The sequence below is a fragment of the Bradyrhizobium sp. B097 genome, from assembly GCF_038957035.1.
In the GTDB taxonomy this organism is placed as follows: Bacteria; Pseudomonadota; Alphaproteobacteria; order Rhizobiales; family Xanthobacteraceae; genus Bradyrhizobium.
The window spans coordinates 7250010-7272092 of record NZ_CP152412.1 but is presented as its reverse complement, the minus strand read 5'-3'; the positions used below and the strand labels follow the sequence as shown (position 1 = coordinate 7272092).

The window sequence follows — 22083 nt, the reverse complement described above, 5'->3', positions numbered from 1 at the left end:
TGACATGCGAATCTCTCAACCGCGTGACGCCCTGAAGCTGCCGCTCGGAACTTTGGAGGTTGTCACTCAGCAGGACCAAGGCCGAGTCTGTCGTGTTTGCTCTTTCAGTAAAGACGACGTTGTTGCCATCACGGACAAGCTGCTCAATGAAAGAATAGAGCTCAACGATTTTATTGCGCAGGCGGAGATAGTCTCTTTCATGATCAACAGATTTGGATGGAAGGACTATCGTGAAGCGTTTGCTCTAGATGTGGCAAAATGAATTGCGGAGGTCCTCGTGAATAGCGAGGGCTTTCTCTTTATGGGGCTCGTTTGTCGGAGTTTTTCATTCAATTGGATGGCGGCCAACTCGGCGGTTCTCGCTATCTCAACACGCACGCCTAGTGAGTTCAGTGCCGCCGCGCGACGCAAACAAGCGTGGCCGCGCTCCTCGATCAAGTTAGGGAGGCGAGGCCAGCGCATCGGAGCCCAGGCCCGAGCTTCATCTGCTCTATGCACGGCCGTTAGACGCGCGACGTGTTGAGGCCCGGCCTGTTCGTATCTGGACCCCAGTATATTGGCTGACGCTACACCTGTCGTTGATGCCCGACACCGATACCGAACTGCGAGGCTTTGACGCGTACTGCACCGATAGTGCGTCTAAGCTCCTTCGAGACCTTCGCGACAGGTGTGCGAGCCTTCGAATGCTTCTTCAGGCTCTTGACATCTGCCGTCGTCCATTCGCGGCGAAGCTGAGTCTTCTTTTTCTTTGCGCGCTTCAATTTACTGACCTCCACGTCCATTGACGCTGTGCAGGTAGCAAAAGCCGCTTGTGATCGCAACTCACAAAGCCTTGCTGGTAATAAATACGATGAGTTTGTTACAGGTCAGTGTCGATGCTAGTTCGCTGGAAAAGTGGCCATCTGATCTTTCCCGGTGGGGGATTCGCAATGACGCAGCGGTTATCTTCCTGCCGAACTTCCTGCACGAGTTCTGGCAAGAATTCCTTTACTGGGATGCCGAACTCGAAAACTGACGGAGCCTGCCGCTATTGTGATGCACCTCATAAGAGCGCAAAACACACATAAGTGCGTCACATTTTTCGGCATGATCTGGCCAAAACGACACCATAGGACCGAGCGAAACGCGGAATGAACTTCTTCTACTGATTTCGCTCGGTCAGTCTTGGTGTATCGCTCCGGCGAGGGCCGCCTTGCGCGGTGCGATGGAGGGTGAAGACATAGGCGTATGACTGACCATACGCCTAATTCGAAGGTCTCCCGACTGGAAGTTGTCTCGACGGGCGCTCGACGCCGTTGGACATTGGAAGAAAAGCAACGGATCGTTGCCGAGAGCTATTGCGGCCCACGATTGGTGTCAGTGACGGCTCGGCGCAACGGGTTGTCTGCGAGCCAATTGTTCACGTGGCGCCGGTTGGCGCGCGAGGATCGGCTGAGCGGGGATGCCGAGCCAGCGCTTGTTCCTGTGGAGATCGCCTTTACGTCGGCTCTGGCACCGAGGTACGCGCCACAACCGCCGTCTTCGCCTCCTGCGCAGCGTCCAGGCGCCGGAACAATCGAGATCGAGCTTAGCGGCGGCTGTCGCGTTCGCGTTGACCGGGATGTTGACGCCGAGGCACTGCAGCGGGTGCTTGAGCTTCTGAGGCGGCAATGATCCCGATCCCGAGCGGCGTCAGGGTCTGGATCGCCACCGGCCACACCGACATGCGCCGCGGCATGCAAAGTCTGGCCCTGACGGTTCAGGAGAGCTTGAAGCGCGATCCTCATGCTGGCGACCTCTATATCTTCCGCGGTCGCCGCGGCGATCTGGTCAAGATTTTATGGCATGACGGGTTAGGCATGTCGCTCTATGCCAAGCGCCTGGGCCGCGGCAAGTTCATCTGGCCCTCAGCATCGGCTGGTGCGGTGTCAATCTCGGCGGCGCAGATGGCCTACATGCTGGAAGGAATTGACTGGAGGAATCCACAACTAAGCTGGAGGCCACAGAGTGCGGGTTGAGAAATCTGCAGCTACTGGCCATTTTGGGGAGTCACAACGCGCTCGATATGTGATTCACTGCGTTGCATGGATGCTGATCGTGGCGCTGTTCCGGATGACATTGCGGCTCTGAAAGAGGCGTTGGCGGTCGAGCGCGCGAAGGCGTTAGAGGTTGTAGCGGAGCTCGCGGTCGCCCGCGCGAAAGCCTCGGAAGACGGTGCGCTGATCGCCCAGCAGAAGCTGCGGATCGCCAAGCTTGAGCGTCAGATCCACGGACAACGGTCAGAGCGATCATCACGGCTGATCGACCAATTGGCGCTGACGTTCGAAGAGCTGGAAGCTGACGCCACAGAAGACGAACTGACGGCGGAACGAGCAGTCGCGAGGACGACGACGGTACGCGGATTTATACGCAAGCGCGCCGAGCGCCAGACGTTCCCCGATCATCTCCCACGCGAGCGGGTGGTGATCGATCCGCCGACGGCGTGCGAATGCTGCGGCGGCAATCGCTTGCGCAAGCTCGGCGAAGACGTGACCCGGACGCTGGAATCGGTGCCGCGTCAGTGGAAGGTGATCGAAACAGTGCGCGAGAAGTTCTCTTGCCGCGACTGTGAGAAAATCAGCCAGACACCGGCACCATTCCATGTGATCCCGCGAGGATGGGCGGGGCCCAGCCTGCTGGCCATGCTCCTCTATGAGAAGTTCGGCCAGCATCAGCCTCTGAACCGACAGACCGAGCGTTACGCGCTGGAGGGCGTGCCGATCAGTCTGTCGACCGCAGCCGACGCCGTTGGGGCGTGCTGCACGGTATTGGAGCCGCTGTCGCGGCTCTTGGAAGCCCACGTCATGGCAGCCGAACGCCTCCATGGCGATGACACCACCGTGCCCGTGCTGGCCTTGGGCAAGTGCGATGTCGCGCGATGCTGGGTCTATGTGAAGGACGACCGCCCCTTCGGCGGCTCAGATCCGCCGGCGGCGATGTTTTATTACTCGCGCGATCGAAGTGGTGAGCATCCGCAGGCGCATCTGGCCAACTACACCGGCATCCTCCAGGCCGACGCCTTCGGCGGATACATCAAGCTCTACGAGCCCGAGCGAAGTCCTGGGCTTATCAGCGAAGCGGCCTGTTGGGTCCATGCCCGGCGCCCGTTCTTCGCCATGGCGGATCTTGAGGAGAACGCGCGGCGCAAAGCGGCCGGAAAGAAGGAGATCGTCATCTCGCCCGTCGCCATGGAGATCGTGCGCCGCATCGACGCTCTGTTCGAGATCGAGCGCTCTATCAATGGCCAAAACGCCGACCAACGAAAGGCTGTTCGCCAGGCGCAGAGCGCACCGCTCGTCGCCGATCTGGAAGCCTATATGCGCGAGCAGTGCGCCAAGCTCTCCCGCGGCCACGATCTGGCCAAGGCCATGAACTACATGTTCAAGCGCTGGGCCTCCTTCACACGCTTCCTCGACGATGGTCGCGTTTGCCTCTCGAACAATGCAGCCGAAAGAGCGCTGCGCGGCATCGCATTGGGCAGAAAGTCGTGGTTATTCTGTGGGTCCGACCGCGGAGGGCGCCGAGCCGCCGCCATGCATAGCCTCATCGTCTCTGCCAAGATGAACGACGTCGACCCTCAGGCCTGGCTCGCCGATGTACTCGCTCGCATCGCCACCCACCCCGCCCACAGGCTCGATGAGCTGCTGCCCTGGAACTGGAAGACTGCGCAACAGCAAGGCCTTGCGGCACAGGCGGCTTGATGGGGCACGTCAACAAGGTCAGCCACGTGTTCACTCTCAGCCATGTCGCTGAGATGCTCGGCGAAGACGAGGAATGGCTGTTCGAGGTCGCCGAAGAAATGGACACCGAGGATGGCCAGCTATGGGTCGTCGGTGTCGGTGAAGACGGGGTGATGGCGTTCACCGATGATGGAATCGAGAACCTCAAAAATCTGATCCAGATCCACAAGGACGCTCCTTGGATCATTGAAGAACGCCGCCAGGTGCTCGCGGCGATCGTTAAGCCGAAGGCCGAAAAGCCCGACGAGGTTTAGCCGGTAACCGGACAAACCAGCCAGCCGGCGGCCTACGCCGCATGCTTACGTCTTGGTTAACCTACCGTTATCAACGCGACGCCGTGCCTACGCGAGTTGGGGAACGTGTAACCCTGCCTCTGCGACGCATAAAGCTGATTGCTTCTGCTTAGTACCGATAATTCAAGCGGCTGAGACAGTCTTGAATGCGGCCGAACTGAGCCGGCTCCAATCTGTAGCTGTCCCGGTCGATCGCGGCTAGGTAGTCACGCCCGCGATGGGTTCCGACCAACCGACGCAACGTCTCGCTTTGGATGTTCGCGGCGAGCGACGTGAGAAGTAAGTCAGCGGGGGGCCACGATGAATACAGATACGCGTCGACCAATTCGTGCCGCGCCGACTTGGCGCGGTCCCAGTCGATGAAGATGCTGAGCGGTAGCGACAGAAGCGCCGGCAACCGCTTGAAATCCTCGTCACCCGTCGATCGGAGAAGCTCGGCGTAGACGGGCGGAAACGCCGCACCGATAAGGGCACTAACCGGCAAGTCGCGCTTTCCCACCGCGAACGGAAGCGTGGGCAGCGAGGCACGAAGCTGGATGTCGGGAGATACGTTCCCCGACTCTCTCAGCAGAACGGCCCAGGCGTTATAGCCGGCCTCGCCCAAGTTCTCGCCGTACCGATGGATCAATCTCTCGCAGAGATCCTCGATGGCCGCGGCGGCAGTACGCCGGACCCGCTCGGACACCGTGCTCAACAGGACCAAGTTCGCCGCTACCCGCTGCGTGGATACGCCGTTTGGCGTTGCCAGATGCACCAATTGCCGAGGCGACACGATGCCGTGCGATTCCTCGATCACTGACGCCACCCGCGCGTCGTCCGGATCCGCTTGGGCCAGCGCTCTACCAAGCAGCTCCAAGAACACTTTGTCGCGCTGCTCCGAGGCGAGGAAAGGCAGCACAGTTCGTCCGATGTCCAGACAGCGGTCGATCGGCAGGTCGCTTGAGCCTGCGACACGGATCAACTGTCCCGCCGAGCCCGCCACGTCTTCCATCAGCAGTCCGAGAATACGATCTCTGCTGGTCGGATCTCGCAGCACCGAGACGAGCGCCTTCGGCGATGCATTGTCAAGAAGTTGACGCAACAGTCCGACAGCCCTCGTCTTCTCCACTTCACCGTCGAGCCATGCGAGGTCCGCGGCGGAGAGGTCCAAGGTCGACAACAGGAAGCGATCGGCGCCCTCGGTGCGGAAATTCGAAAGTATCGAAGCACGAAGTCCGTTGAGCGATTCCGCATTCCGCGCAGCGTTCGCCATAGGTTCGTCGAACGCTGCGATGTCAAATCCGGTCTGCCTTCCGATAGCCACGGCGAAGCCGACCAGATCGTCGCCGGACACGCCGTCGAGGGCTGCCTCCATCACTGGCGCCTGGGCTTCGGTCGTCATCCATGCGGAAATCTTTTGAAGAAGATCGGCTCGGTCATGCCGGCTCATCGACCCGATCGCCGCTTTGGTTGCCGGTACCCATGCCGACGCGTCCGACCCGCACCTTTGCCAGACCTCCCGGGCATACTTCTCGCTGCGCGAAATCATGACCGACGAGAGGTCGGGAGGCAGCTGCAGCACGAACTCCGAGGTCTGGTCGTCGAAGCGCTCCTCACCGAGGCCATCGGCCATTCCCGTGACGATCGGAATCACGGGATCGCGGCCGGCGTCGATTTCCGACCGAAGATACGACAGAGCACGGTGCGGCGAACGCCTGGTCAGCGATCTTGCAAGCCCGGACAGATTGAGGTCGTCCAGCATGCCGACGTCGAAGTTCGCAATCTTGGCCGCAAGCGTCGAAAGGAAACGCAAGGCGTCGGCTTCGTCCGGCTCGGCGACGGCGAGCTCCGTCGCTCCTTGAACGACGCCCTGCAGGCGGCTGCGATCGAATTCGGGCCATGCCCGGGAATTGAGGATGTCCAGCATGCCGAGAACGGCAGAGGGTGTGGTGCGCGACTTCGCGGCCAGATCGTTCCACATCAACGACAGCCTCAAGGCGCCCTCGTCGCCCCTCCGGTCCGCGCGCAACGCACCGAGCGTGTCGATTGTCCGCAGATCCGGATCTTCAGCGTCGAATATCTTCTCGGAGACCAGCCGGGACCACGAATGCCGTTCCGACTTCGGCACACCTTCGACTCGTCGGCCGCTCCAGTCGGAGAACCGAGTGCGTGCACTTTTCGGCGCGAAGATAAGGTCGAACGGTCGTCCCTCGATCTTGCGCGGCGCCAGCGCGTACGTGCAGACGGAGAAATTCCGCTTCAGCGCCGGCCAGAACGCGGCGAGAAGTCGCTCGACGATCGGCTCGGCCTCCGCGCTATCGAAGACGACGATAGGCTGTCGCGGTTCGAAGAACAGAGCCTCGACCAATTCCGCCCGCCTCGGATCGGATACCGTTCTAGTCGACGGGGAGGGATCCGCCGGTGCCAGTCGTGCCAGCTTCTCGTCGAACTCCACCGAAACCAGCAGGGGAAGAAGAGAGCGGATGCCGTCCATCGATAGCCATTGTGCCATCGTGACGATCAAGCTCCGGGTGCGGACGCAACCGGACCTCGGCGCGCCGAGATCTTGCCACGTTCGGGCAACGACGTAATCGCTTCCGCTCGGCAGGGGATAGGCAGTCAGATAGGGCTTGAACGTTTCGCCTGGTCGCAATTGGCCGCCGATATCGGAAAGACGGTCGATCAAATCCTGGTCTTGATGCGGCAGGCGCCTGGTCGAGGCGATCAACTGATGACCGCTTCGGTAGCCGTGGATCTGTTGGTCTAGGAAGAGCGGCTGCATCTAGCTCGTCATCACCCAGGAGACCGGCAGGGTCAGGTCCGGAACGAACTCGTCGGGCTTGTCGTCGGTGACGACGTATCCCGCATTCTTCAGACCCTTTTCGTAGAACTCCGCTTTGAACACTGGATCGGCAAAATCGCCCGACACGACGCTGACGCCGAAAGCCTTCACTTCGAGCGTTTCGATGTCTTCGAGCCGCCCCGCGAACATCGGATATTGGGTCCGGAGATATGCCATGGGACCCTGTACCCGTTTCTCCTTGTCGAGCCTGTCCCAAGCCGTGACCAGTACGGCGACGCGCGGTCGCGGCGCGCATGGCGCTCTCTTCATTCCGAATTCGAGAAATCGCAGGAATTCGCACAGAGCGATCTGTGTCGGTATCTTGGTCAGCTTCCCTTCGTCATTGTCGGGCTGGCCACTCTGCTCCTGATCGTTGCCGGGAGCCTCGGAAGGGGCGGACGGCTCTTTGCTCTCGTCGGCCGGTGCGTCGTTGCCGTCGCCGGCCGCGTCATTCTTGGCGTTGCGTGTCGCTCGCGCCTTCGCACGCTGGGCAAGAAATTTGCCGCAGGTCACCCACTCGAGAGCTACCTCGTTCTCCTCCGAACCTTCTCGGACGAAGAGCAAGGCCCCCGATGCGCCTTCGAGACTTCGCATCCAGTCTTTGGGTATTTCGTATGTCTCGAGCGTTTTTTTCCACAATTCTCCGGTTACATCGGGAACGACGATGTCCGACAGCGGCCCGTTCGCATCGCCCGCTTTCCGTACAGAGACCTCGAAGCTGTGGGTGGATTCCGCCACATCCCGATTGGAGCGGGGGGCGAATTCGCCCTTCAGGAGAAACTCCAACGCCTTCTCTACAAATTCGACGTTCTGCGGCGGATGCGGCGCGACCAACTCACCGGTCTTCGAGCGAATCGACTCCCACAAACGCGCGATATAGTTCGTTTTGCCGCAATCTGGTCCTCCGACCAGAATGAAGGTTCTCTCGCTCATGGACGGTGCTCCGGGTGCCGATAGCGCAGCATCGCCCTACCTTCCTCCATATCTGGTCCCGGTGCGAGCCAGGTCGGCGTGCGGTCCGGGACATCGGGCCGGCAGGTCCGCATCAGAGCCTCGAGGCCGTAGCCCGGGTCGACGTCTCCCCGGTCACCGAACGAGGCGATCTGAGCGACAGATATCTGCAGGTTCTGTTGCTCCGCTTCCTGAACGATCGGTTCGATGAAAGACGCCGGCACCTCACCGCTGTCCCGCCTCGTCAACACCAGTACCAGCGGCGGCACATGATTGATCGAAGTGCGAAGGCGGTCGATGAGAAGCTGCATTCGGTGGACGACATATTGGCGCGTAGATGGCTCGCGAAGTTGCGATCCGTCCATAAATAGCCAGATGACGTCGGCTCTGTTCAGGAACCGAAGTCGATCCTTTCGGTCCTTGTCGATGAAAGATTGCGACCATTCTCCCGGCAGGTCCGGCAGCAGGAAGTCGAACTTTTCCTCTGCTCCATGCCGCAGGCGGAGATGCAGAAAACCGGGCATACGGTCGTCGGCCAACTCGGTATGTTGCGTGAACTGATCCGGCGGATCGTCTTCGTTCCAGTCGAGGGCGCCCTGGCTTATTTCGTTGAACGCCATCAGGGTCCGGCTATCGGCGAAGGAAAACTCCTTGAGTTTGGCCTTGGACGCCAACAGGTAGAGGCTGACCAAGGCCGCCGTCTTCCCGGCGTCCGGATCGCCCAGGATGCCGACGAGGGTGCAGTACCGATGCGCCATCAAGTCCTGCGCCAACGGGGGAGTAAGGGCGCGACTGTGGGGTAGGCTGGGATTCCGCTCGGGTTTCGGAAGCGGCGGTTCGGGTGAAGTCACGGGTCCGTCGTCGGCCGGAGCCTTCATCCTGAACGGACATGTCTCCGGCGGATTCTCGGCGAGGCAGATGCCGGTCTCCGCGACGGTGCAGTTATCCTTGGCGCAGCCGAGGGCCATCAGACGGACACGCCAGTATTGTTGGAACAGAGGTGCGCGATCGAGCTTTCCAGCAAAGCCCGTGCCGCCCAATCGCCCAGCGGGCGTTTTATCTTCGCCCTTGGATCCGAGGCTGCCCCGGTTCGCAGCGCGTTCGAGAGCGGAAAGACTGCGGGGCAATTCGAGATGTAGGTTTCCGCCTCGGTAGGTGCGAGCGCGGTGCGGTCCCCACCGATCGCGGTCAGGAGCTCGATCAGCGACAGGTCCTTTCCGGTCGGTACGTAGCGCAGGATCAGATGGCGGTGGGCTTCCGCGGGCGCCCTCCGGATCATGCGCCCGGCCTCGATGCCGGACGCCACTGCAGCCGCAGCGTCGCCAACCTTCTCGTCGGAGAAGCGCCGTCCGAGCAGCGAGCTCCAATCGGACAGCACCCACCACAGGAGGTCGATCTCCTCGCGATCGACGGCGGCGTTCGACCTAAGATTGGCGATAGCGTCCTTGAAAGGCTTCAGACCTTCCTTCATGGCCGAAGCATCGAACGGGGTCTCCGGTTCTTCTTCTTTCTTGGGGGCTTCCTTGAATTCGGGGTCGGACACCTTGATGCGTTGCCGACTGTCGCGCGCAACGGCGGCGCAATGACCATGCGCGGATTGCAGGAGTTCGTTGCGAAGCTGTTCGATCTTCGGCTCGGTCCGCGGCTTCTGGTACGAGAGCGCGGACCACAATCCGAACGACAGTACGTCGGGAATCGATACCGCGCCGTGAAGGAGGGCTGCGCTGCCCGACACGGCCTGCAGAGCGCCAGACATGCCGCAAACCAGCATTTCGAGCTCATGTCCCTCGGCGACGAATGCCGTCGATGTCTTTCGAATAGCTCCCTCGATGGTCCCTGTCAGTGCGGCCGAAAGCTTGCCACCCTGTTGGACGGCAACGGCAAGATCGTTCGCGGTCTGCAGCAACTCCCCGACCTGTCGGCGTCCTTTGAAGATGCCCGCGATTTCGCCGATTGCGGCCGTGCGTTTCTCGACCAGTTCGTCGGACGGATCGGACGCGAATATTCGGATGTGGGTGGCAATGTGCGTCATGAAGTTTCCCCCGGAAGGTGCGTGTTCTCAGTGTCGGTTGCGTTCGATCGAGCTATCGAGATCGCCGAGACGTCCGTCCTTCACCAGATCTTCGATGAGATTGCGCTCCATCATGAGCGTCAGTTCTTCGTTCCAGTCGTCGGGCAGGGCGTCGAGATCGATCAGGACCTTGAGGCGCTGCGCGGCTGTCAGGTCGCGGAAGAATTTGAGCAGGACAAGCTGGAACGTGTCGCTCATCGCATCCACCGGCGCATTATTCGGCGGCTCGCGGTCCGCTTTCGCGACGCGGTCCGCCAGAAGCTCCCCGCCGCTCCCCTGCTCTGGGCGCAACGCAGCGGGGACCGGCTGTGCCGCGGGTTCGGGCTGCCCCCCCGCCGGCGGCACCGGCCCACGGCGGAAGTTGGGACTGGCAAGCAGATTTCGCGGTTTATGGCCTCCCAAGCGAACATCGTCGGCCTCGAACCTCTTCTTGTCGTCGTTCCACGCTCGCGGCACGACTTCGACCGAAAGCTTGTCCTCCTTCGAGCACCAGTCGAAAGTCAGCAGGTTGTAGGTATAGGTATATCCGTTCTCGACCTTCGGCGGAACGGTTGCACCGGATGCCAACATAAGCAGGTCGCACCCGTCTTCGACGGCTTCGATCTGCAAGGACGGGTTGTGCTCGTGGCCGGAAATGAACACGCGCGCCCGGCCGCGTACGTATTTCCGCGCGTCGACGCTATCCTGCAGGCAGTGCAAAGGATGGTGACAGAGGACCACCAGTTCAACGCCGGGGTCGGACGGCAAGACGCGCTGCGCGGCACCCAGGATCAGCTTGCCTTCCTCGTCTTTCCTCTTCGAGCAGATCAGAGCGGAGTTGAGACCGAAGAAGCGGATGGCGCGTCCCGGAGCCAATTCTTCTCGCGAGTCGCTGGCGATGCCGCCAGCGGGATGAAGCGGACAGTCGTAACCGAGCGCAAACGGCTCATATCCCACGAAACGGTTGTAGAGGGTCTTGCAGTCGTCGTCGTTGGCCAGAAAGGCATCGAGCTTCGCCTCTCCACCGCTCAGGATTTCGTCGATCAGATGAGTGCAGCCGGCCGAAAGCCTGTCCCGATCAATGTCGTGGTTTCCGGGCACCATTTTGACGGCCGTGGGCGGACACCGGACAGCGCGCGCCAGGCGGTCTAGCCACTTCGCCGCGACGGCGTATTCTTCCGACTTTCCCGCGAAAGCAATGTCGCCGGTAACGATAAGGCCCTTTGCGCCGCCGCCGGCATGCCGTAGGACCTGTTCCGCGGCATCCTCGATGAGCCTTTCCTTGGCGTCGTTATTGATGACGACGGCCGCCCCCTTTTCTTGGCCAAAGTGGATATCGGAGAGATGCACATACGTAATGCTCACGCTCGACGCTCCGATAGCGCGGCCATCGCCGCAAAAAGCGCGGACCAGGCAGTTTCTTGATTTTCCATCATTTCGCTCAACTGTCTGAAATAGCTTTGGTATTTGAAATATGGTTCGGCAACCGCGCGCTGCTATTGAGGTCGGCGCTCAACATATGATCGCATGTTTTGCGCGCAAGATGTGCCACGGTGCTAAAGTTTCACCGCTAGATATATGGGACCGCCAAAAATTTAACGAGTTCAGCTTCGCCGATTCATGCTCGACTCTTTTGTTCTTGTTATGTGCCAATCACGGCATGAGGCCTCTGCCGAACTCGTCTCTCCAGAAGCCATATCTATCTCGCTCAGCATCCAGCCATACTATGCGGGCTCCGCTCTCGTTTTCAGGACCGTCTTCGGGATGATCGGGGATGATCCCGATAAGAACGGTGTCGACAAGACTTTCGCGGACTTCGAACAGGTGAATTGGAGAATGCACGACCTTCTCTACGGCTTCGTCGGCGCGCTCTTTCCGGAAGTGCTCGGAAAGCCGTTGGAAGAGGTCGACCAGACGCGGATTCCCGTAGAGGATTGCCGCAAGGTGACCGATATCGCGCTTCCCATGTTCATTGGCGGCGACTGAACTCACCGAGCCATGGTAGTGGATCGTATTCGCAAGACCATCCACGTCGACATGGACGCGTTCTACGCTTCGGTCGAGCAGCGCGACAATCCGGACCTTCGCGGCAAGCCGGTCGCCGTCGGCGGATCCCGTGGGCGAGGCGTCGTTGCGGCGGCGAGCTACGACGTGACGGAGAACCTGCAGAACATCCCACTGGCGCGGGACGTCGCGCTCGCGATCCGCGCGAAGATCAAGGAAACGACCGGGCTCAACGCCTCCGCGGGCATCTCGTACAACAAATTCCTGGCCAAGCTCGCTTCGGATCACCGAAAGCCAAACGGGCAGTACGTCATCATGCCGGAGATGGGACCGGCGTTCGTCGAAACCCTGCCCGTCGGCAAATTCCACGGCATCGGGCCTGCGACGAGCGCGAAGATGAATTCGCTCGGTCTCCACACCGGTCTGGACATGCGCAAGCAGTCGCTGGAGTTCATGCAGGACTTCAGAATGGACGCGGGTGAGCCATTCAGATAAAGAGGTTTTGGTAACGGTGCCTATGGCTGTTGGCACTCTGCGGCCAGCGTCTCACCGAGACGTCACACTTTCCCGAGTACAAATTCGAGAACGTCTGCGTCACCATTCCTGCTGACGGCACCAAGAATGGGCGCGAGCATACGGTACCGATACCGGGCACGGCAGTTGCTTTCATCAGTAAGGTTCGGCCATCGACCAACTGGCAGCGGTACAAGCCGAAGCTCGACAAGCTCTGTGGCGTGACCAACTGGACGCACCACGATCTCCGGCGTACCTACGCGACAATCATGCAGCGGCTTGGTGTCCCGCTCGAAGTAACCGAACAACTCTTAAATCACGTATCAGGTACGCGCAGCGGTATTGTCGGCATCTATCAGAACTATAAATATCAAGCCGAAATGCGAGAAGCCGTTGACAGGTACGAGCGGTTTATAAAGCAGCTGCTCGCTTCCGAGCCAACCCGAAACGTTGCGATGGGTCCTCAACGTGAGGTCGCCTGCATTGAAACTATTGCCCAACAGCGAAGTGAAAGCGCTTACACTCTGGTCGCATGCTCGCCGTGCTCGAAGAGATTGGCAACCTCCACAAGCATGTAGAACTTGGCCAAGCACATTCAATGGTGAAACGGCCCCTAGTAGCACTCATGGCTCTCATCAAGACGTCGAGGGGAGCCTCGTAGGTCTGGTAGGTCAAATTTGGCTTGAAGCTGACGTAAAGTCATATTGTAGCGTCGCCCGCGAAACATGACCAAAAGCAGGCTCGACCCGATAATGCAAACTAGATTTACAGACTTCGACGACGTGCGCACCGCCAACAGATCATATAGCAAGGCCTCGGGAGTAGGTCATCATCACAGTAGACTGCGCGGGACGCCCAATCTCGAGCAGCAGGCAGCTGCAGCTCTTTACATATGGGACTTGGTGTCTCTCGCCTCAAGAAAGGATCAACTACATCCGAAAACATCGTTCCCAATTCAGGTTTGACGGCTACGGCCAGATGATCGGTGTTGTCCGCGGTCGTTGCTTTAGTGGTTGCGCATGCGAGCTCATCAAATGGCGAAATCGATTCAGGGCCAACACATGGCGTGCTGTCGTGTTGCTTTGCGCGGGGACTTGGGCGATGCTCATTTATGCTGCTCTCCGAGTGCTAGATATTGTTCGCAATTGACTGGAGTTCCTATAGTAAGGCCGTTCACCGCCGCATGAATTGAACGTCTTTAGGATGCGCGTGAACGGTTGCAAGCCGACTCGTGTCTCCAGCCGTCGCTTGGACTCGTCTCATCTTCGGCGCGTTACGGATTGGGTTCACGGGCCAATTGGGTTCACGTGCCATCGGATAGTCATGAGATTGCCGCCCACGAACAGGGCCCCATCTCGGTTGGTCGTCTGATGATCCAATCCTGATCCGAAACTCCTCTCGGAGCTAATCTGACCGCGGGACCGAACCTGTGAAAATCACTGTGCAGAGCCACTAGTTGGGTCAGGAGCGCCAAATCTAACTGACACTCCCTCGTTCGTGCATTGATACAACAGCAACTTCGGCGTCGCGGTGACAGCCGGCGCAAGCAAGAAAATAATTCGATGAACTGAATCGGATTCGCCATGGGCAAGAGAATCGGGCAGGTATGAATCATGTTTCTATTTTGAGGAGTTATCTGGCTCCAGCTGATTTAGGTATTGATGCGCGATCGTAAAGCCAACCCGATACTTGCGTAATTCTGAGAGCATGTTCGCGAGTGCGAGCGTGGTGAAACTCTGAAATTCGTCGATGTATACGAAGAAATCGCGCCGACATGCCGGAGGAAGATCAGCACGCGTGTACGCTGCTAGTCCGATCATGGTGACAAGAAGCCCACCAAGCAGAGAAGACCTGTCGTCTCCGATTCGACCCTTTGCGAGGTTTACGACGAGGATCTTACCTTCATCCATGACGTGCCTGAGACGCAGGTCGTGCTCCGGAGCAGTTAAGACACGGTTGAGTAAGGGGTCCGTTAAAAACGCGCCGATCTTGTTTTGGATGGGTGCAATGCCGTCCGCCCTGTATCCACTGGAGAATCGTTCGAATTCTGTCGCAAGGAAGCGGCGCACCGTTTCGTTTCGCAGTGACCTCGTCAACCGCTGCCTGAACGCCTTATTCGAAATGACTTCCAACACGTCGTGCATTGTTGCAAAAGGCTGCTCCAGGAGGGCCATGAGCACATTGCGCAGAATGTGCTCCATGCGGACGCCCCAGGCGTCCGGCCACATCTTTTTGAATACTTCCATGAGACCCGAAGCGGCCAGCGCAGCGTATTGGGGCGCAACGTGCCGCAGGGGATTGTACCCCCATGGCTGCGACGGATCGGCGGCGTTGAGGTAAATCAGATCACTCCTCCGAGAAGCTGGCACGTTCTCGACAATGCGCTCGGCTAGATCGCCGTGTGGATCGATGAGAGCGAAACCGTTACCGAACTCCAAATCCTGGCGCGCCATGCTCTCCAAGAGCGTAGATTTCCCGACGCCGGTTTTGCCAATAACATATGTATGAGAAAAGCGATCCTCGCGTTTGATGCCGAACTCCCGCCGATCATCTCGGTAATCGACTCTGCCAAGACGAACAATCTGATCCGATGACATCGGTTCAGTATGACGGCGCTGCCGTGTTTGGCATGAGGCGATGTTGCATTTATTTGATGCACATCTCGCGATTGCGAATTGTCTGCCCCGGCACGTACTTATTAAGCCGCCGGCGGATTAATGTCCGGTCCACCCCTAACAGTGCTCCCGACATTGGGTCAAAGGCGCATTCGATAAGCAAGCGGGTGTGGGCGACTACCACATGCGGAAGCCGTCTTCGATGGCCTGCAACATAAGGCCGTGGTGTGGGATGTCTCGAAGCGTGCCAAGCACAATGCCGTGCCCAGTAGCGACGTAGGAGCAGCTCGTGGGGTGCATAAAGATCTTCAGCGACGTGGTATCAACTGAGCCTTTAATGACTCTGTCCACGCGAGCGTTCATTACCCACATGAAGCCCTCGCGTACAAACGCTTTATCATTGATGGTCGCCTCGATGATTACCGGCGCGTCGATGTCGGGCGGTACATGGTCGAATATGATGCCCTTTGAGTGTGGTCCCTGACACGCATCCGCGCTGCTATAAGGCATGCAGCAAGCAAACAGACAAAGAATGCCAGCGCGCAAAAAGCGCATCGCTTCGTCGAAAGTGTTCTTCATCCAAATCCCCTATCGTGCTCGCAATTGAGTTGGGAGGCGGACATCAAGACGAGCAACCGGAAGGCGTTTCCGTTTCGATCGTCCGGATCGATCAAGCATACCGCTTAAAGACTCTGCACCAACAAGCAGCGGAGAGCCAATCTTTCGTGGCGTGTCCATATCGCGACGCAACGTCGTTTCGTACGAAGCGTACGAAAGACTCTTGATCCGCAGACCGCCAATTTTGAAGAACTCCTTTGTTGCAGCAGTGACGCCTAAGATCCTGTCGAAGCTAACTCCAACGAAATCGGATCTTCGTAGTTCGTGACCATAGGCTCATTGTTCAGCGTCAAGCAGCTGTCATTACCAGGTTGTATTGCATGAGCTCTATCCGTTCGGGTAGTTTTGCATTTTGCCGGCTGCCGCTCTTTCTCTGGTGGAGCTGCGACTCGGCAGATTTCAATCGATTGATATTGGAGGTCTCGATGACTCGCATCACCAAGTCCCGCAAAGAGAAGGCCGAACCGGATACGGTTCCAATCGACAATTCGGGCGTAACGGAGCTTGAAAGACCCGTTTTCGCTCAGCCGCATCCAACGGCAGATCCCGCGAAGTTCGAGATCAAGCATCCCTCGGATAATCCGGTTTACAAGAAAATCGACGAACTAAACCGCGAGCACAAGATTGCTCCTCTTCCATTTCCGCCGCCGCGAGGCCTGCCTGAGCCGAAGCTGACGTTGGCTGCTGTGCTCGATACAGACCCCAGTACACTCGCGCAGAAGGTCAAAGACCACGGGCAGCTTGTGTTTCACGCTGCGGGCGACACCGGCAACACTAGGGGACCAGAAACACAGAACCGCGTCTCGGACAAGATGGTCAACGACTTCACCGATGAAGAGAAGGAACAGCCGCTGTTCTTCTTTCATCTTGGCGACGTCATATACAGCTTCGGAGAAGCGATACAGCTTCGGAGAAGCGCAATATTACTACGACCAGTTTTATGAGCCGTACCGCGACTACCCTGCGCCCATCATCGCGCTCGCCGGTAATCATGATGGCATGGTCGCGCCGGGTACGAACGCCACAACGCTGACAGCGTTTCTGGATAACTTCTGCGCCGAAAAGTTCGAGGTAACCCCGGAGGCAGGCGGCCTTGCGCGCACAGCACAGATTCAGCCGGGCGTGTTTTTCACCTTCGAGGCGCCACTGCTCCGCATTCTGGCCCTCTACAGCAATACGCTGGAAGATCCCGGCGTGATTGCGAACCCAACCATCGGCAACTCCCAGCTCGCATATCTCGAGGCGGCGCTCAATCGCGTCAAATCCGACAATTTCAAGGGTGCGCTTATTCTCGCACACCATCATCCCGCCTATACCGCCGGCGGCAAGCATGGATGGAGTCAGGATATGCTCGCCCAGATCGACGAGACCTGCAAAAAGACCGGTGTGTGGCCGCATGCTGTCCTGTCGGCCCATGCCCATAACTATCAGCGATTCACACGCTTGCACGGCGAAACGCAGATACCGTATGTGACGTGTGGCAACAGCGGTCACGGCCTTACGAGGCTGACGCGGAAGAATGGGCCGCCTTTGCGAACCCCACAGCAGCTACAGATCACCGGCCATGATGACAGGGTGATCCTTGAGAACTATGACGACCAAGACTACGGCTATTTGCGGATAGTCGTCACCGCAAAGCAGTTGCGTATCGAGTACCAACCGGCGAGTGATGGCGATCAAGCAAAGACACCCGACGACTTCGTGACGGTCGATCTTGCCAGCCGCAAGCTGGTGCATTTCACCGGGGCCTAAGCGAACGTCCAGTTGATTATGCGGTCGGCGCCGAGGCGCCGGCTGCATTGGACAAGGTATCCCAAAGCGTTCCGATTCCCGCAACCAGGCTTGTAATGGTTCTCGCAAAGGGAGGAAGTTCATGGAATCCGTAGCGACTGCGCGAGCCGCAAAGCGGACGGCGGTTCTTGTCGTTCACGGCATGGGAAGTCAGCGTCCACTCGAGACCGTTCGCGGGATCGTCGATGCCGTCTGGCTCAAGGGAAGCGATGCTGAGGGTGGCCGCCCAAGAATTTGGACGCATCCCGAGAAAAGTGGGGTCGATGACATCGATCTTCCGGTCGTGACAACAAACCGTTTGTCCGGAAGCCCACATCGCCAGATTGATTTTCACGAGCTGTACTGGGCTCATTTGATGAGCGAGACGCGCGCTGTTGCTGTCTTACTCTGGCTCTTCGAACTTGCGCGTATGGGGCCGCGCCTTAAACCCTCAATTGCGCCACTCTATTGGGTTGCATTGATCTTTCTTTCTGCGTTGGTCCTGTCGATCAGTCTGGTCACGGTGCAGGCCGTCGTTGAGTTCTCTGCCCTGATCGCAGATGCCACGACCTGGCCGCTTCTCTCCAAAGACCTGCATTCACTTCTCTACGTATTCTTTGTGGCAATCGGCGTCACCGCTCTGCTGGCCTTCCTGGCCGCGCTCTGGAAGGGCGCCGTCAGGCTTGCCGCGATCGTTTCGTTGATCGTCGCTGTTTTCGTCGGTGGCTTCATTCTGACGCGGGTATATGACGAAGCGGCGCACAAAGTAGTGATGCTCTCTCTTCCGACTGTCCTGGCCGCAGGAGTGATCAGGGCCACCATGGGGCGTTGGGGGCTTGCCGGGTTGATCATCGTCGTAGGGCTGTCTTGCCTTGCGGCCCTGCAGGCTGGTTTAACGCTCGGCTGGGACGCTCTAGGGTACGGGCATGGTCCGTGGAGCATATTCTCATTTTGGAGCACAATTGCAGCGTTCTATTTGATTGCGCTCTATTTGGTTTTATACGCGGTCTTCTTGCAACCATACCTCGGTGATGCCGCCCGCTATTTCCGTAACTCGCCCGGCAATGTTGCTGTCAGGCGCGAGATTCGGCGTCAAGCGGTCAGAACTCTGCAGGATCTTCATGTATCAGGCAAATACGACCGCATCATTGTCGTCGCGCACAGCTTGGGCACAGTTGTCGCCTACGATATGCTGCGCTCCTACTACAGTCGGATCAAGGACGCGCTTCCGGATCCGGCTCTCTTGGGAAAGGAACTCGATGATATCGATCACGGTGGCTTGCCAAAGTTCGCTGCCCGCGCGAGTGGCCGCGAGTTGGTGAGGCGTATCAGTCGGATCGTCGCCGATACCACGGAGAAATCGTCGTCGGACAAGATCGAATCCGGCGATTCGAAAATGAGAGCTTGGCTTGTCACCGATTTCGTAACTTTGGGAAGCCCGCTCACCCATGCTCCCTACCTGATGTGCCGTGGCAAGAACGAGGAGCAGCTCCGCATTGATTTTGACCGTCGTGTCGCCGACCGCGAGTTTCCAACTTGTCCGCCACGTCTGCTCGATGGTGACTGCCGGCTTACATTCGCGAATCCGAATACAGGTCGGCGCCAATTCCATCATGGAGGGCTCTTTGCTCTTACACGTTGGACGAATCTCTATTTTCCGGCGTCGCAGCTGTTATGGGGGGATGGTATTGGTGGGGAGCTCGGCGCGCTCTTTGGAGATACGTCGGGAAGCAATATCGCCGATGTGCCTGTATATACGAACAAGATGCAACACGACACGTTCTTCGCTCATGTGCGGTATTGGGACGACCTCGGCAGCAAGAATCCTCCGCCCCACATCGAGGCGCTCAGAAACGCGATTGATCTGGCTGATGTCGGCGCCGCTGATACGCTCTAAGGAAGGAACGATCATGGCCTACAAGCGTCAAATCGACGTCCAACTTGCATTCTGCTGGTCGCACATGCGACGTAACTTCTATGAAATTGCCACACCCGGTCCCGCGCCCATTGCCAGCGAGGCGCTCAAGCATATCGCCGAGTTCTACGCCATCGAAAAGGACATCCGTGGTCGCGGCGCCGAGGAGCGCCGTCTCGTTCGCAGCAGAAAATCCGGCCGCTGGCGGAAGCCTTCGAGCGATAGCTCCGCGCAAAGCTCGCGTTGATCAGCCAAAAGGGCAAGTTGGCCGACGCCATCGTGCCGCTCAAGATCAGTGAGAGCGCTTAAGGTGTTCGCCAGACAAATGAAGCCCAATCAGTGGTACTTCGTCGTCGAGTGCGCCAAGTGCGACGAGGCTATTCCTTTCCTTGAATCACCGTCTCCCGATGAGGAGCCCGAGGTAAAGCAGCGAACGATCGCCGACCTCAATTGCCCGAATTGCGGGCACGTTGGCACGTACGCGCCTGCCCTTATGTATCGCGACCAAGCACCCAGAAAATAGGATTGGTAATAATCCTTTCGTACACCGGCGAATCCATGAACACGATGACCGGAACTATACGCGTTGTGATATACTGTAGGTATGACCTTCCTTCGGCGCTGGTTCGGTCCCTACCGCAGCCCAAAATCTGACGCCCGTACCAAAGCAAAACCGCGCACAGGCGCGGTCACTCGCGTGGCCGGCGCAGCGCTTAAAAAATACGAAAAGACGTTTGCCGATCTTGCCAAGTATGACCGGGGAGAAAAACTCAACCATTCGGTATCTCGATAGAGCGGCACTCGAAGGCATTCATGCCGCTCTCTCTGACTTTGCCGTTAAGAACGGGGATGAGCCGATTCCGTCCATAACCCACGCCAAAGCCGCAGATCTCGATAGTCTCTTGGCAGCGCCGCAACAGCGCTCTTCGGTTTTGAAGCGTATGCAACGCTTGAGGAAAAAGCGGCCATCATCTTCTATACCATCAACAAGCGGCAAATCTTTCTAAACGACAACAAGCGTATGTCGACGCTGTGCTTCTTGGTATTTCTCGGTATCAACGGACACGCGCTCGCCGTTAGTCCGGATGAGCTGACGGAGAAGGCGCTATGGCTCGCGAACACGCCATCGCTTGAATTTCCCGAGATTAAGAAAGGCCTTACAGCCTGGATCCACGACCACCTGGCGGAGATACAGCCCGAGGAGCAATAAGTGATCTCGAAGAGAGTGGTTGGATTGGGTTCAGCTGTGGAAGCGGGCGCTACGGTCCTCTTACAATAAAGCAGACATCGACGGATGCCTAAGTGAAGTCCGCAAAGGGCCACAAGCTGACTTCAGCAGTACTCCTGCCGAAAGATAGCTTCCCGTCTCCGGCACCCGTTGAGGCGGAACTCGCTGCAAGGGTTCAGTCATCTTTAGCTTGCCCCTTCGCATTGCTACTATCTGCGCTATCGCCACGTGACGAGGCTTCCCTGTCGAATCCGAACAACTTTTCCAAGCGCCTTTTCCATGTGGGGCGCTTGGACGACATCGCCGTCGCTGCGTACGCTTCATAGCCGAGACCAACCCTTAGCCGTTTCTGCCACCATGGCTCTTGAGGCCATCGCGGAACAACATCTGCCGCGGTGGAAGGATCAACCGCCAGCACGCGCTCTATCCATCTTTCCAAAAAATGAGCACGTATCCAATAATTCCAAAACAGGAACATCGAACCCAAGCAAATGAAAGCCGCCACGCCCATAACCACGTTGCTGGGAGGGTTGGCGAAGGGGACAAGAACTGCGGCTAGAGCGAAGCAGATCCACACAGGCAATTCTGTCTTCACCTGTTGTGAGTGCCCCCACCATTTTCGATCTCTCCCCTGAGTAGCAAATGCTTGCTTTAAATTTCTGCGCAGAAGGTCGCGCCTAGCCGCATCGATTGCTGGAAGAAGGCTTGGATCGGCCGGGATGGGCCAGTGCTGGTAAAACCTTGCAACCGTCAACAGCTCCTTTCTGGAGAGGTTCTGGAGCGCGAACCGATCGGCATCCATTTCATTCAATCCATCACCATCTTTGCGAACAAAGAACCAGAACACGTCACGAAACATCTTGATAGCTAGTCCAAATATGGTCCAAGCCAAAAACGACCACGCGCTAAATTGGGGATAGATCAATTGGGGAAACGCCCAAAAGTACAGAAAAAAGAAAGGCGAACCTCCTACCCGTGCCCTTCGGGACGTGTATGTCGAGAACTGCGACAAATGGCCAAGTTCGTGCAGGAGAAAGAATCGCTGCAAACCGACGATATTCTTGGGACTCTCTGTGACGAAGATAAAACCGCCAAGATCGGTCATAAATGTCGTCGGGCAAGGCTTCTCCCGCGAGCTTCCTTTTGTGACGACGTAGATGCGGGTCCTCCGGCGCACCCACTCATTGAACGGTTGCAATCCAAAAAGGCTACGCAGCTGGTTTTCCCGTCGCATTTTGCCTTCCGTCATCAACTGCGTCCGATAGCGACTTATAACATCCTCCGCAACTACGGTCGCCAGATCGATGCGCTCATAATGGCAGGCGGAGTGCTTCTGGACAAAACGCAGAACTTTCCAGAGTTCGGATGACCAGTGGTCAACCCTATCGAGATCGAGAACATGCCGGTCTAGCAAGACAGCTCCGATAAGCAATACGATCGACTCCCAAGACTCATAATGGAGAGCGAAAACTGCCAACTGAAACAGGGTTATGGGATGTCTTCTAATCTGTAGCTCTAAACGCCACCACCCCACGTTCTCTGACATG

At 58.1% G+C, this 22083-nt stretch carries 20 protein-coding genes and 2 pseudogenes; 13 read left to right on the top strand and 9 right to left on the bottom strand.

The genetic code is table 11. From position 1 onward, the window contains the following. The first annotated feature begins 4 nt into the window (after positions 1 to 4). Positions 5 to 262: a hypothetical protein gene (locus AAFG07_RS33390; protein ID WP_342723948.1), complete on the top strand. Its 258-nt coding sequence runs from the start codon at positions 5 to 7 to the stop codon at positions 260 to 262. A 304-nt stretch (positions 263 to 566) separates the two neighbouring features. Here AAFG07_RS33390 and AAFG07_RS33385 read toward each other — a convergent pair whose 3' ends face one another. After that, positions 567 to 782 carry a hypothetical protein gene (locus tag AAFG07_RS33385; protein WP_342723947.1) on the bottom strand — a complete coding sequence of 72 codons (216 nt, stop codon included), beginning with the start codon at positions 780 to 782 and terminating at the stop codon, positions 567 to 569. Between the two features lie 29 nt (positions 783 to 811). Here AAFG07_RS33385 and AAFG07_RS33380 point away from each other — a divergent pair, with 29 nt between their 5' ends. The 5 genes from AAFG07_RS33380 to AAFG07_RS33360 all read left to right on the top strand — a co-directional run bounded on the left by AAFG07_RS33380 (position 812) and on the right by AAFG07_RS33360 (position 4012). Beyond that, the gene (locus AAFG07_RS33380) at positions 812 to 1015 is read left to right on the top strand and encodes a hypothetical protein (protein ID WP_342723946.1); all 204 of its coding nucleotides are present in this window, start codon (positions 812 to 814) and stop codon (positions 1013 to 1015) included. A 212-nt stretch (positions 1016 to 1227) separates the two neighbouring features. Beyond that, positions 1228 to 1653 carry a transposase gene (locus AAFG07_RS33375; protein ID WP_342723945.1) on the top strand — a complete coding sequence of 142 codons (426 nt, stop codon included), beginning with the start codon at positions 1228 to 1230 and terminating at the stop codon, positions 1651 to 1653. Beyond that, entirely contained in the window at positions 1650 to 1997 is a 348-nt protein-coding gene (gene tnpB / locus AAFG07_RS33370; RefSeq protein ID WP_342723944.1) for an IS66 family insertion sequence element accessory protein TnpB, read from the top strand. Before AAFG07_RS33375 ends, tnpB begins: the two co-directional genes overlap by 4 nt. 66 nt (positions 1998 to 2063) lie before the next feature. Then, positions 2064 to 3719 carry an IS66 family transposase gene (locus tag AAFG07_RS33365; RefSeq protein WP_342723943.1) on the top strand — a complete coding sequence of 552 codons (1656 nt, stop codon included), beginning with the start codon at positions 2064 to 2066 and terminating at the stop codon, positions 3717 to 3719. Next, positions 3719 to 4012, top strand: a complete 294-nt coding sequence (locus AAFG07_RS33360; protein WP_342723942.1) for a hypothetical protein — start codon at positions 3719 to 3721, stop codon at positions 4010 to 4012. The genes AAFG07_RS33365 and AAFG07_RS33360 overlap by 1 nt, the downstream gene beginning before the upstream one ends. Before the next feature lie 148 nt (positions 4013 to 4160). On the opposite strand, the gene AAFG07_RS33355 is transcribed toward AAFG07_RS33360, so the two are convergent. From AAFG07_RS33355 to AAFG07_RS33335, 5 genes are read right to left on the bottom strand one after another with little or no spacing between them, the layout of a single operon-like run. Beyond that, entirely contained in the window at positions 4161 to 6812 is a 2652-nt protein-coding gene (locus AAFG07_RS33355; RefSeq protein ID WP_342723941.1) for a hypothetical protein, read from the bottom strand. Then, positions 6813 to 7805, bottom strand: a complete 993-nt coding sequence (locus AAFG07_RS33350; RefSeq protein WP_342723940.1) for a hypothetical protein — start codon at positions 7803 to 7805, stop codon at positions 6813 to 6815. It abuts the gene before it with no gap. After that, a complete protein-coding gene (locus AAFG07_RS33345; RefSeq protein WP_342723939.1) occupies positions 7802 to 8791 on the bottom strand; it encodes a hypothetical protein in 990 nt (329 codons plus the stop codon). Before AAFG07_RS33345 ends, AAFG07_RS33350 begins: the two co-directional genes overlap by 4 nt. Next, complete coding sequence (locus tag AAFG07_RS33340; protein ID WP_342723938.1) at positions 8791 to 9855, bottom strand: GTPase-associated system all-helical protein GASH; 1065 nt, start codon at positions 9853 to 9855, stop codon at positions 8791 to 8793. The genes AAFG07_RS33345 and AAFG07_RS33340 overlap by 1 nt, the downstream gene beginning before the upstream one ends. Before the next feature lie 27 nt (positions 9856 to 9882). Then, positions 9883 to 11238, bottom strand: a complete 1356-nt coding sequence (locus tag AAFG07_RS33335; RefSeq protein ID WP_342723937.1) for a metallophosphoesterase — start codon at positions 11236 to 11238, stop codon at positions 9883 to 9885. Between the two features lie 399 nt (positions 11239 to 11637). Between AAFG07_RS33335 and AAFG07_RS33330 the strand changes: the two genes are divergently transcribed. The 3 genes and pseudogenes from AAFG07_RS33330 to AAFG07_RS33320 all read left to right on the top strand — a co-directional run bounded on the left by AAFG07_RS33330 (position 11638) and on the right by AAFG07_RS33320 (position 12968). Next, a complete protein-coding gene (locus tag AAFG07_RS33330; protein WP_342723936.1) occupies positions 11638 to 11859 on the top strand; it encodes a hypothetical protein in 222 nt (73 codons plus the stop codon). A gap of 12 nt (positions 11860 to 11871) precedes the next feature. After that, positions 11872 to 12333, top strand: a pseudogene (locus tag AAFG07_RS33325) (DNA polymerase IV); the annotation flags it as partial. A 68-nt stretch (positions 12334 to 12401) separates the two neighbouring features. Continuing rightward, complete coding sequence (locus AAFG07_RS33320; RefSeq protein WP_342723935.1) at positions 12402 to 12968, top strand: hypothetical protein; 567 nt, start codon at positions 12402 to 12404, stop codon at positions 12966 to 12968. 1041 nt (positions 12969 to 14009) lie between these two features. On the opposite strand, the gene AAFG07_RS33315 is transcribed toward AAFG07_RS33320, so the two are convergent. Both AAFG07_RS33315 and AAFG07_RS33310 read right to left on the bottom strand, forming a co-directional pair. Next, complete coding sequence (locus AAFG07_RS33315; RefSeq protein ID WP_342723934.1) at positions 14010 to 14987, bottom strand: type IV secretion system DNA-binding domain-containing protein; 978 nt, start codon at positions 14985 to 14987, stop codon at positions 14010 to 14012. A gap of 195 nt (positions 14988 to 15182) precedes the next feature. Then, positions 15183 to 15584 (bottom strand): hypothetical protein, encoded by a 402-nt coding sequence (locus AAFG07_RS33310; RefSeq protein WP_342723933.1) that lies wholly within the window; start codon positions 15582 to 15584, stop codon positions 15183 to 15185. Positions 15585 to 16048: 464 nt separating this feature from the next. On the opposite strand from AAFG07_RS33310, the gene AAFG07_RS33305 reads away from it, so the two are divergent. The 4 genes and pseudogenes from AAFG07_RS33305 to AAFG07_RS33290 all read left to right on the top strand — a co-directional run. Next, positions 16049 to 16567, top strand: a complete 519-nt coding sequence (locus AAFG07_RS33305) for a hypothetical protein (RefSeq protein ID WP_342723932.1) — start codon at positions 16049 to 16051, stop codon at positions 16565 to 16567. Continuing rightward, positions 16455 to 17375 (top strand): metallophosphoesterase, encoded by a 921-nt coding sequence (locus tag AAFG07_RS33300; protein ID WP_342723931.1) that lies wholly within the window; start codon positions 16455 to 16457, stop codon positions 17373 to 17375. Before AAFG07_RS33305 ends, AAFG07_RS33300 begins: the two co-directional genes overlap by 113 nt. A 121-nt stretch (positions 17376 to 17496) precedes the next feature. Then, the gene (locus AAFG07_RS33295) at positions 17497 to 19290 is read left to right on the top strand and encodes a hypothetical protein (RefSeq protein WP_342723930.1); all 1794 of its coding nucleotides are present in this window, start codon (positions 17497 to 17499) and stop codon (positions 19288 to 19290) included. A 37-nt stretch (positions 19291 to 19327) separates the two neighbouring features. Further along, positions 19328 to 19530, top strand: a pseudogene (locus AAFG07_RS33290) (transposase); the annotation flags it as partial. Positions 19531 to 20711: 1181 nt separating this feature from the next. On the opposite strand, the gene AAFG07_RS33285 reads toward AAFG07_RS33290, so the two are convergent. Next, positions 20712 to 22082: a hypothetical protein gene (locus AAFG07_RS33285; protein WP_342723929.1), complete on the bottom strand. Its 1371-nt coding sequence runs from the start codon at positions 22080 to 22082 to the stop codon at positions 20712 to 20714. Between the last annotated feature and the right edge of the window lies 1 nt (position 22083).

Bases quoted from the DNA above. Each gene is read 5' to 3' on its own strand.
- AAFG07_RS33355 (WP_342723941.1), bottom strand. From the start codon at position 6,812: ATGCAGCCGCTCTTCCTAGACCAACAGATCCACGGCTACCGAAGCGGT.
- AAFG07_RS33300 (WP_342723931.1), top strand. From the start codon at position 16,455: ATGAAGAGAAGGAACAGCCGCTGTTCTTCTTTCATCTTGGCGACGTCA.
- AAFG07_RS33385 (WP_342723947.1), bottom strand. From the start codon at position 782: ATGGACGTGGAGGTCAGTAAATTGAAGCGCGCAAAGAAAAAGAAGACT.
- AAFG07_RS33295 (WP_342723930.1), top strand. From the start codon at position 17,497: ATGGAATCCGTAGCGACTGCGCGAGCCGCAAAGCGGACGGCGGTTCTT.
- AAFG07_RS33350 (WP_342723940.1), bottom strand. From the start codon at position 7,805: ATGAGCGAGAGAACCTTCATTCTGGTCGGAGGACCAGATTGCGGCAAA.
- AAFG07_RS33365 (WP_342723943.1), top strand. From the start codon at position 2,064: ATGGATGCTGATCGTGGCGCTGTTCCGGATGACATTGCGGCTCTGAAA.
- AAFG07_RS33310 (WP_342723933.1), bottom strand. From the start codon at position 15,584: ATGAAGAACACTTTCGACGAAGCGATGCGCTTTTTGCGCGCTGGCATT.
- AAFG07_RS33375 (WP_342723945.1), top strand. From the start codon at position 1,228: ATGACTGACCATACGCCTAATTCGAAGGTCTCCCGACTGGAAGTTGTC.
- AAFG07_RS33330 (WP_342723936.1), top strand. From the start codon at position 11,638: ATGATCGGGGATGATCCCGATAAGAACGGTGTCGACAAGACTTTCGCG.
- AAFG07_RS33390 (WP_342723948.1), top strand. From the start codon at position 5: ATGCGAATCTCTCAACCGCGTGACGCCCTGAAGCTGCCGCTCGGAACT.
- AAFG07_RS33360 (WP_342723942.1), top strand. From the start codon at position 3,719: ATGGGGCACGTCAACAAGGTCAGCCACGTGTTCACTCTCAGCCATGTC.
- AAFG07_RS33315 (WP_342723934.1), bottom strand. From the start codon at position 14,987: ATGTCATCGGATCAGATTGTTCGTCTTGGCAGAGTCGATTACCGAGAT.
- AAFG07_RS33305 (WP_342723932.1), top strand. From the start codon at position 16,049: ATGACTCGCATCACCAAGTCCCGCAAAGAGAAGGCCGAACCGGATACG.
- AAFG07_RS33340 (WP_342723938.1), bottom strand. From the start codon at position 9,855: ATGACGCACATTGCCACCCACATCCGAATATTCGCGTCCGATCCGTCC.
- AAFG07_RS33285 (WP_342723929.1), bottom strand. From the start codon at position 22,082: ATGTCAGAGAACGTGGGGTGGTGGCGTTTAGAGCTACAGATTAGAAGA.
- tnpB (WP_342723944.1), top strand. From the start codon at position 1,650: ATGATCCCGATCCCGAGCGGCGTCAGGGTCTGGATCGCCACCGGCCAC.
- AAFG07_RS33345 (WP_342723939.1), bottom strand. From the start codon at position 8,791: ATGGCCCTCGGCTGCGCCAAGGATAACTGCACCGTCGCGGAGACCGGC.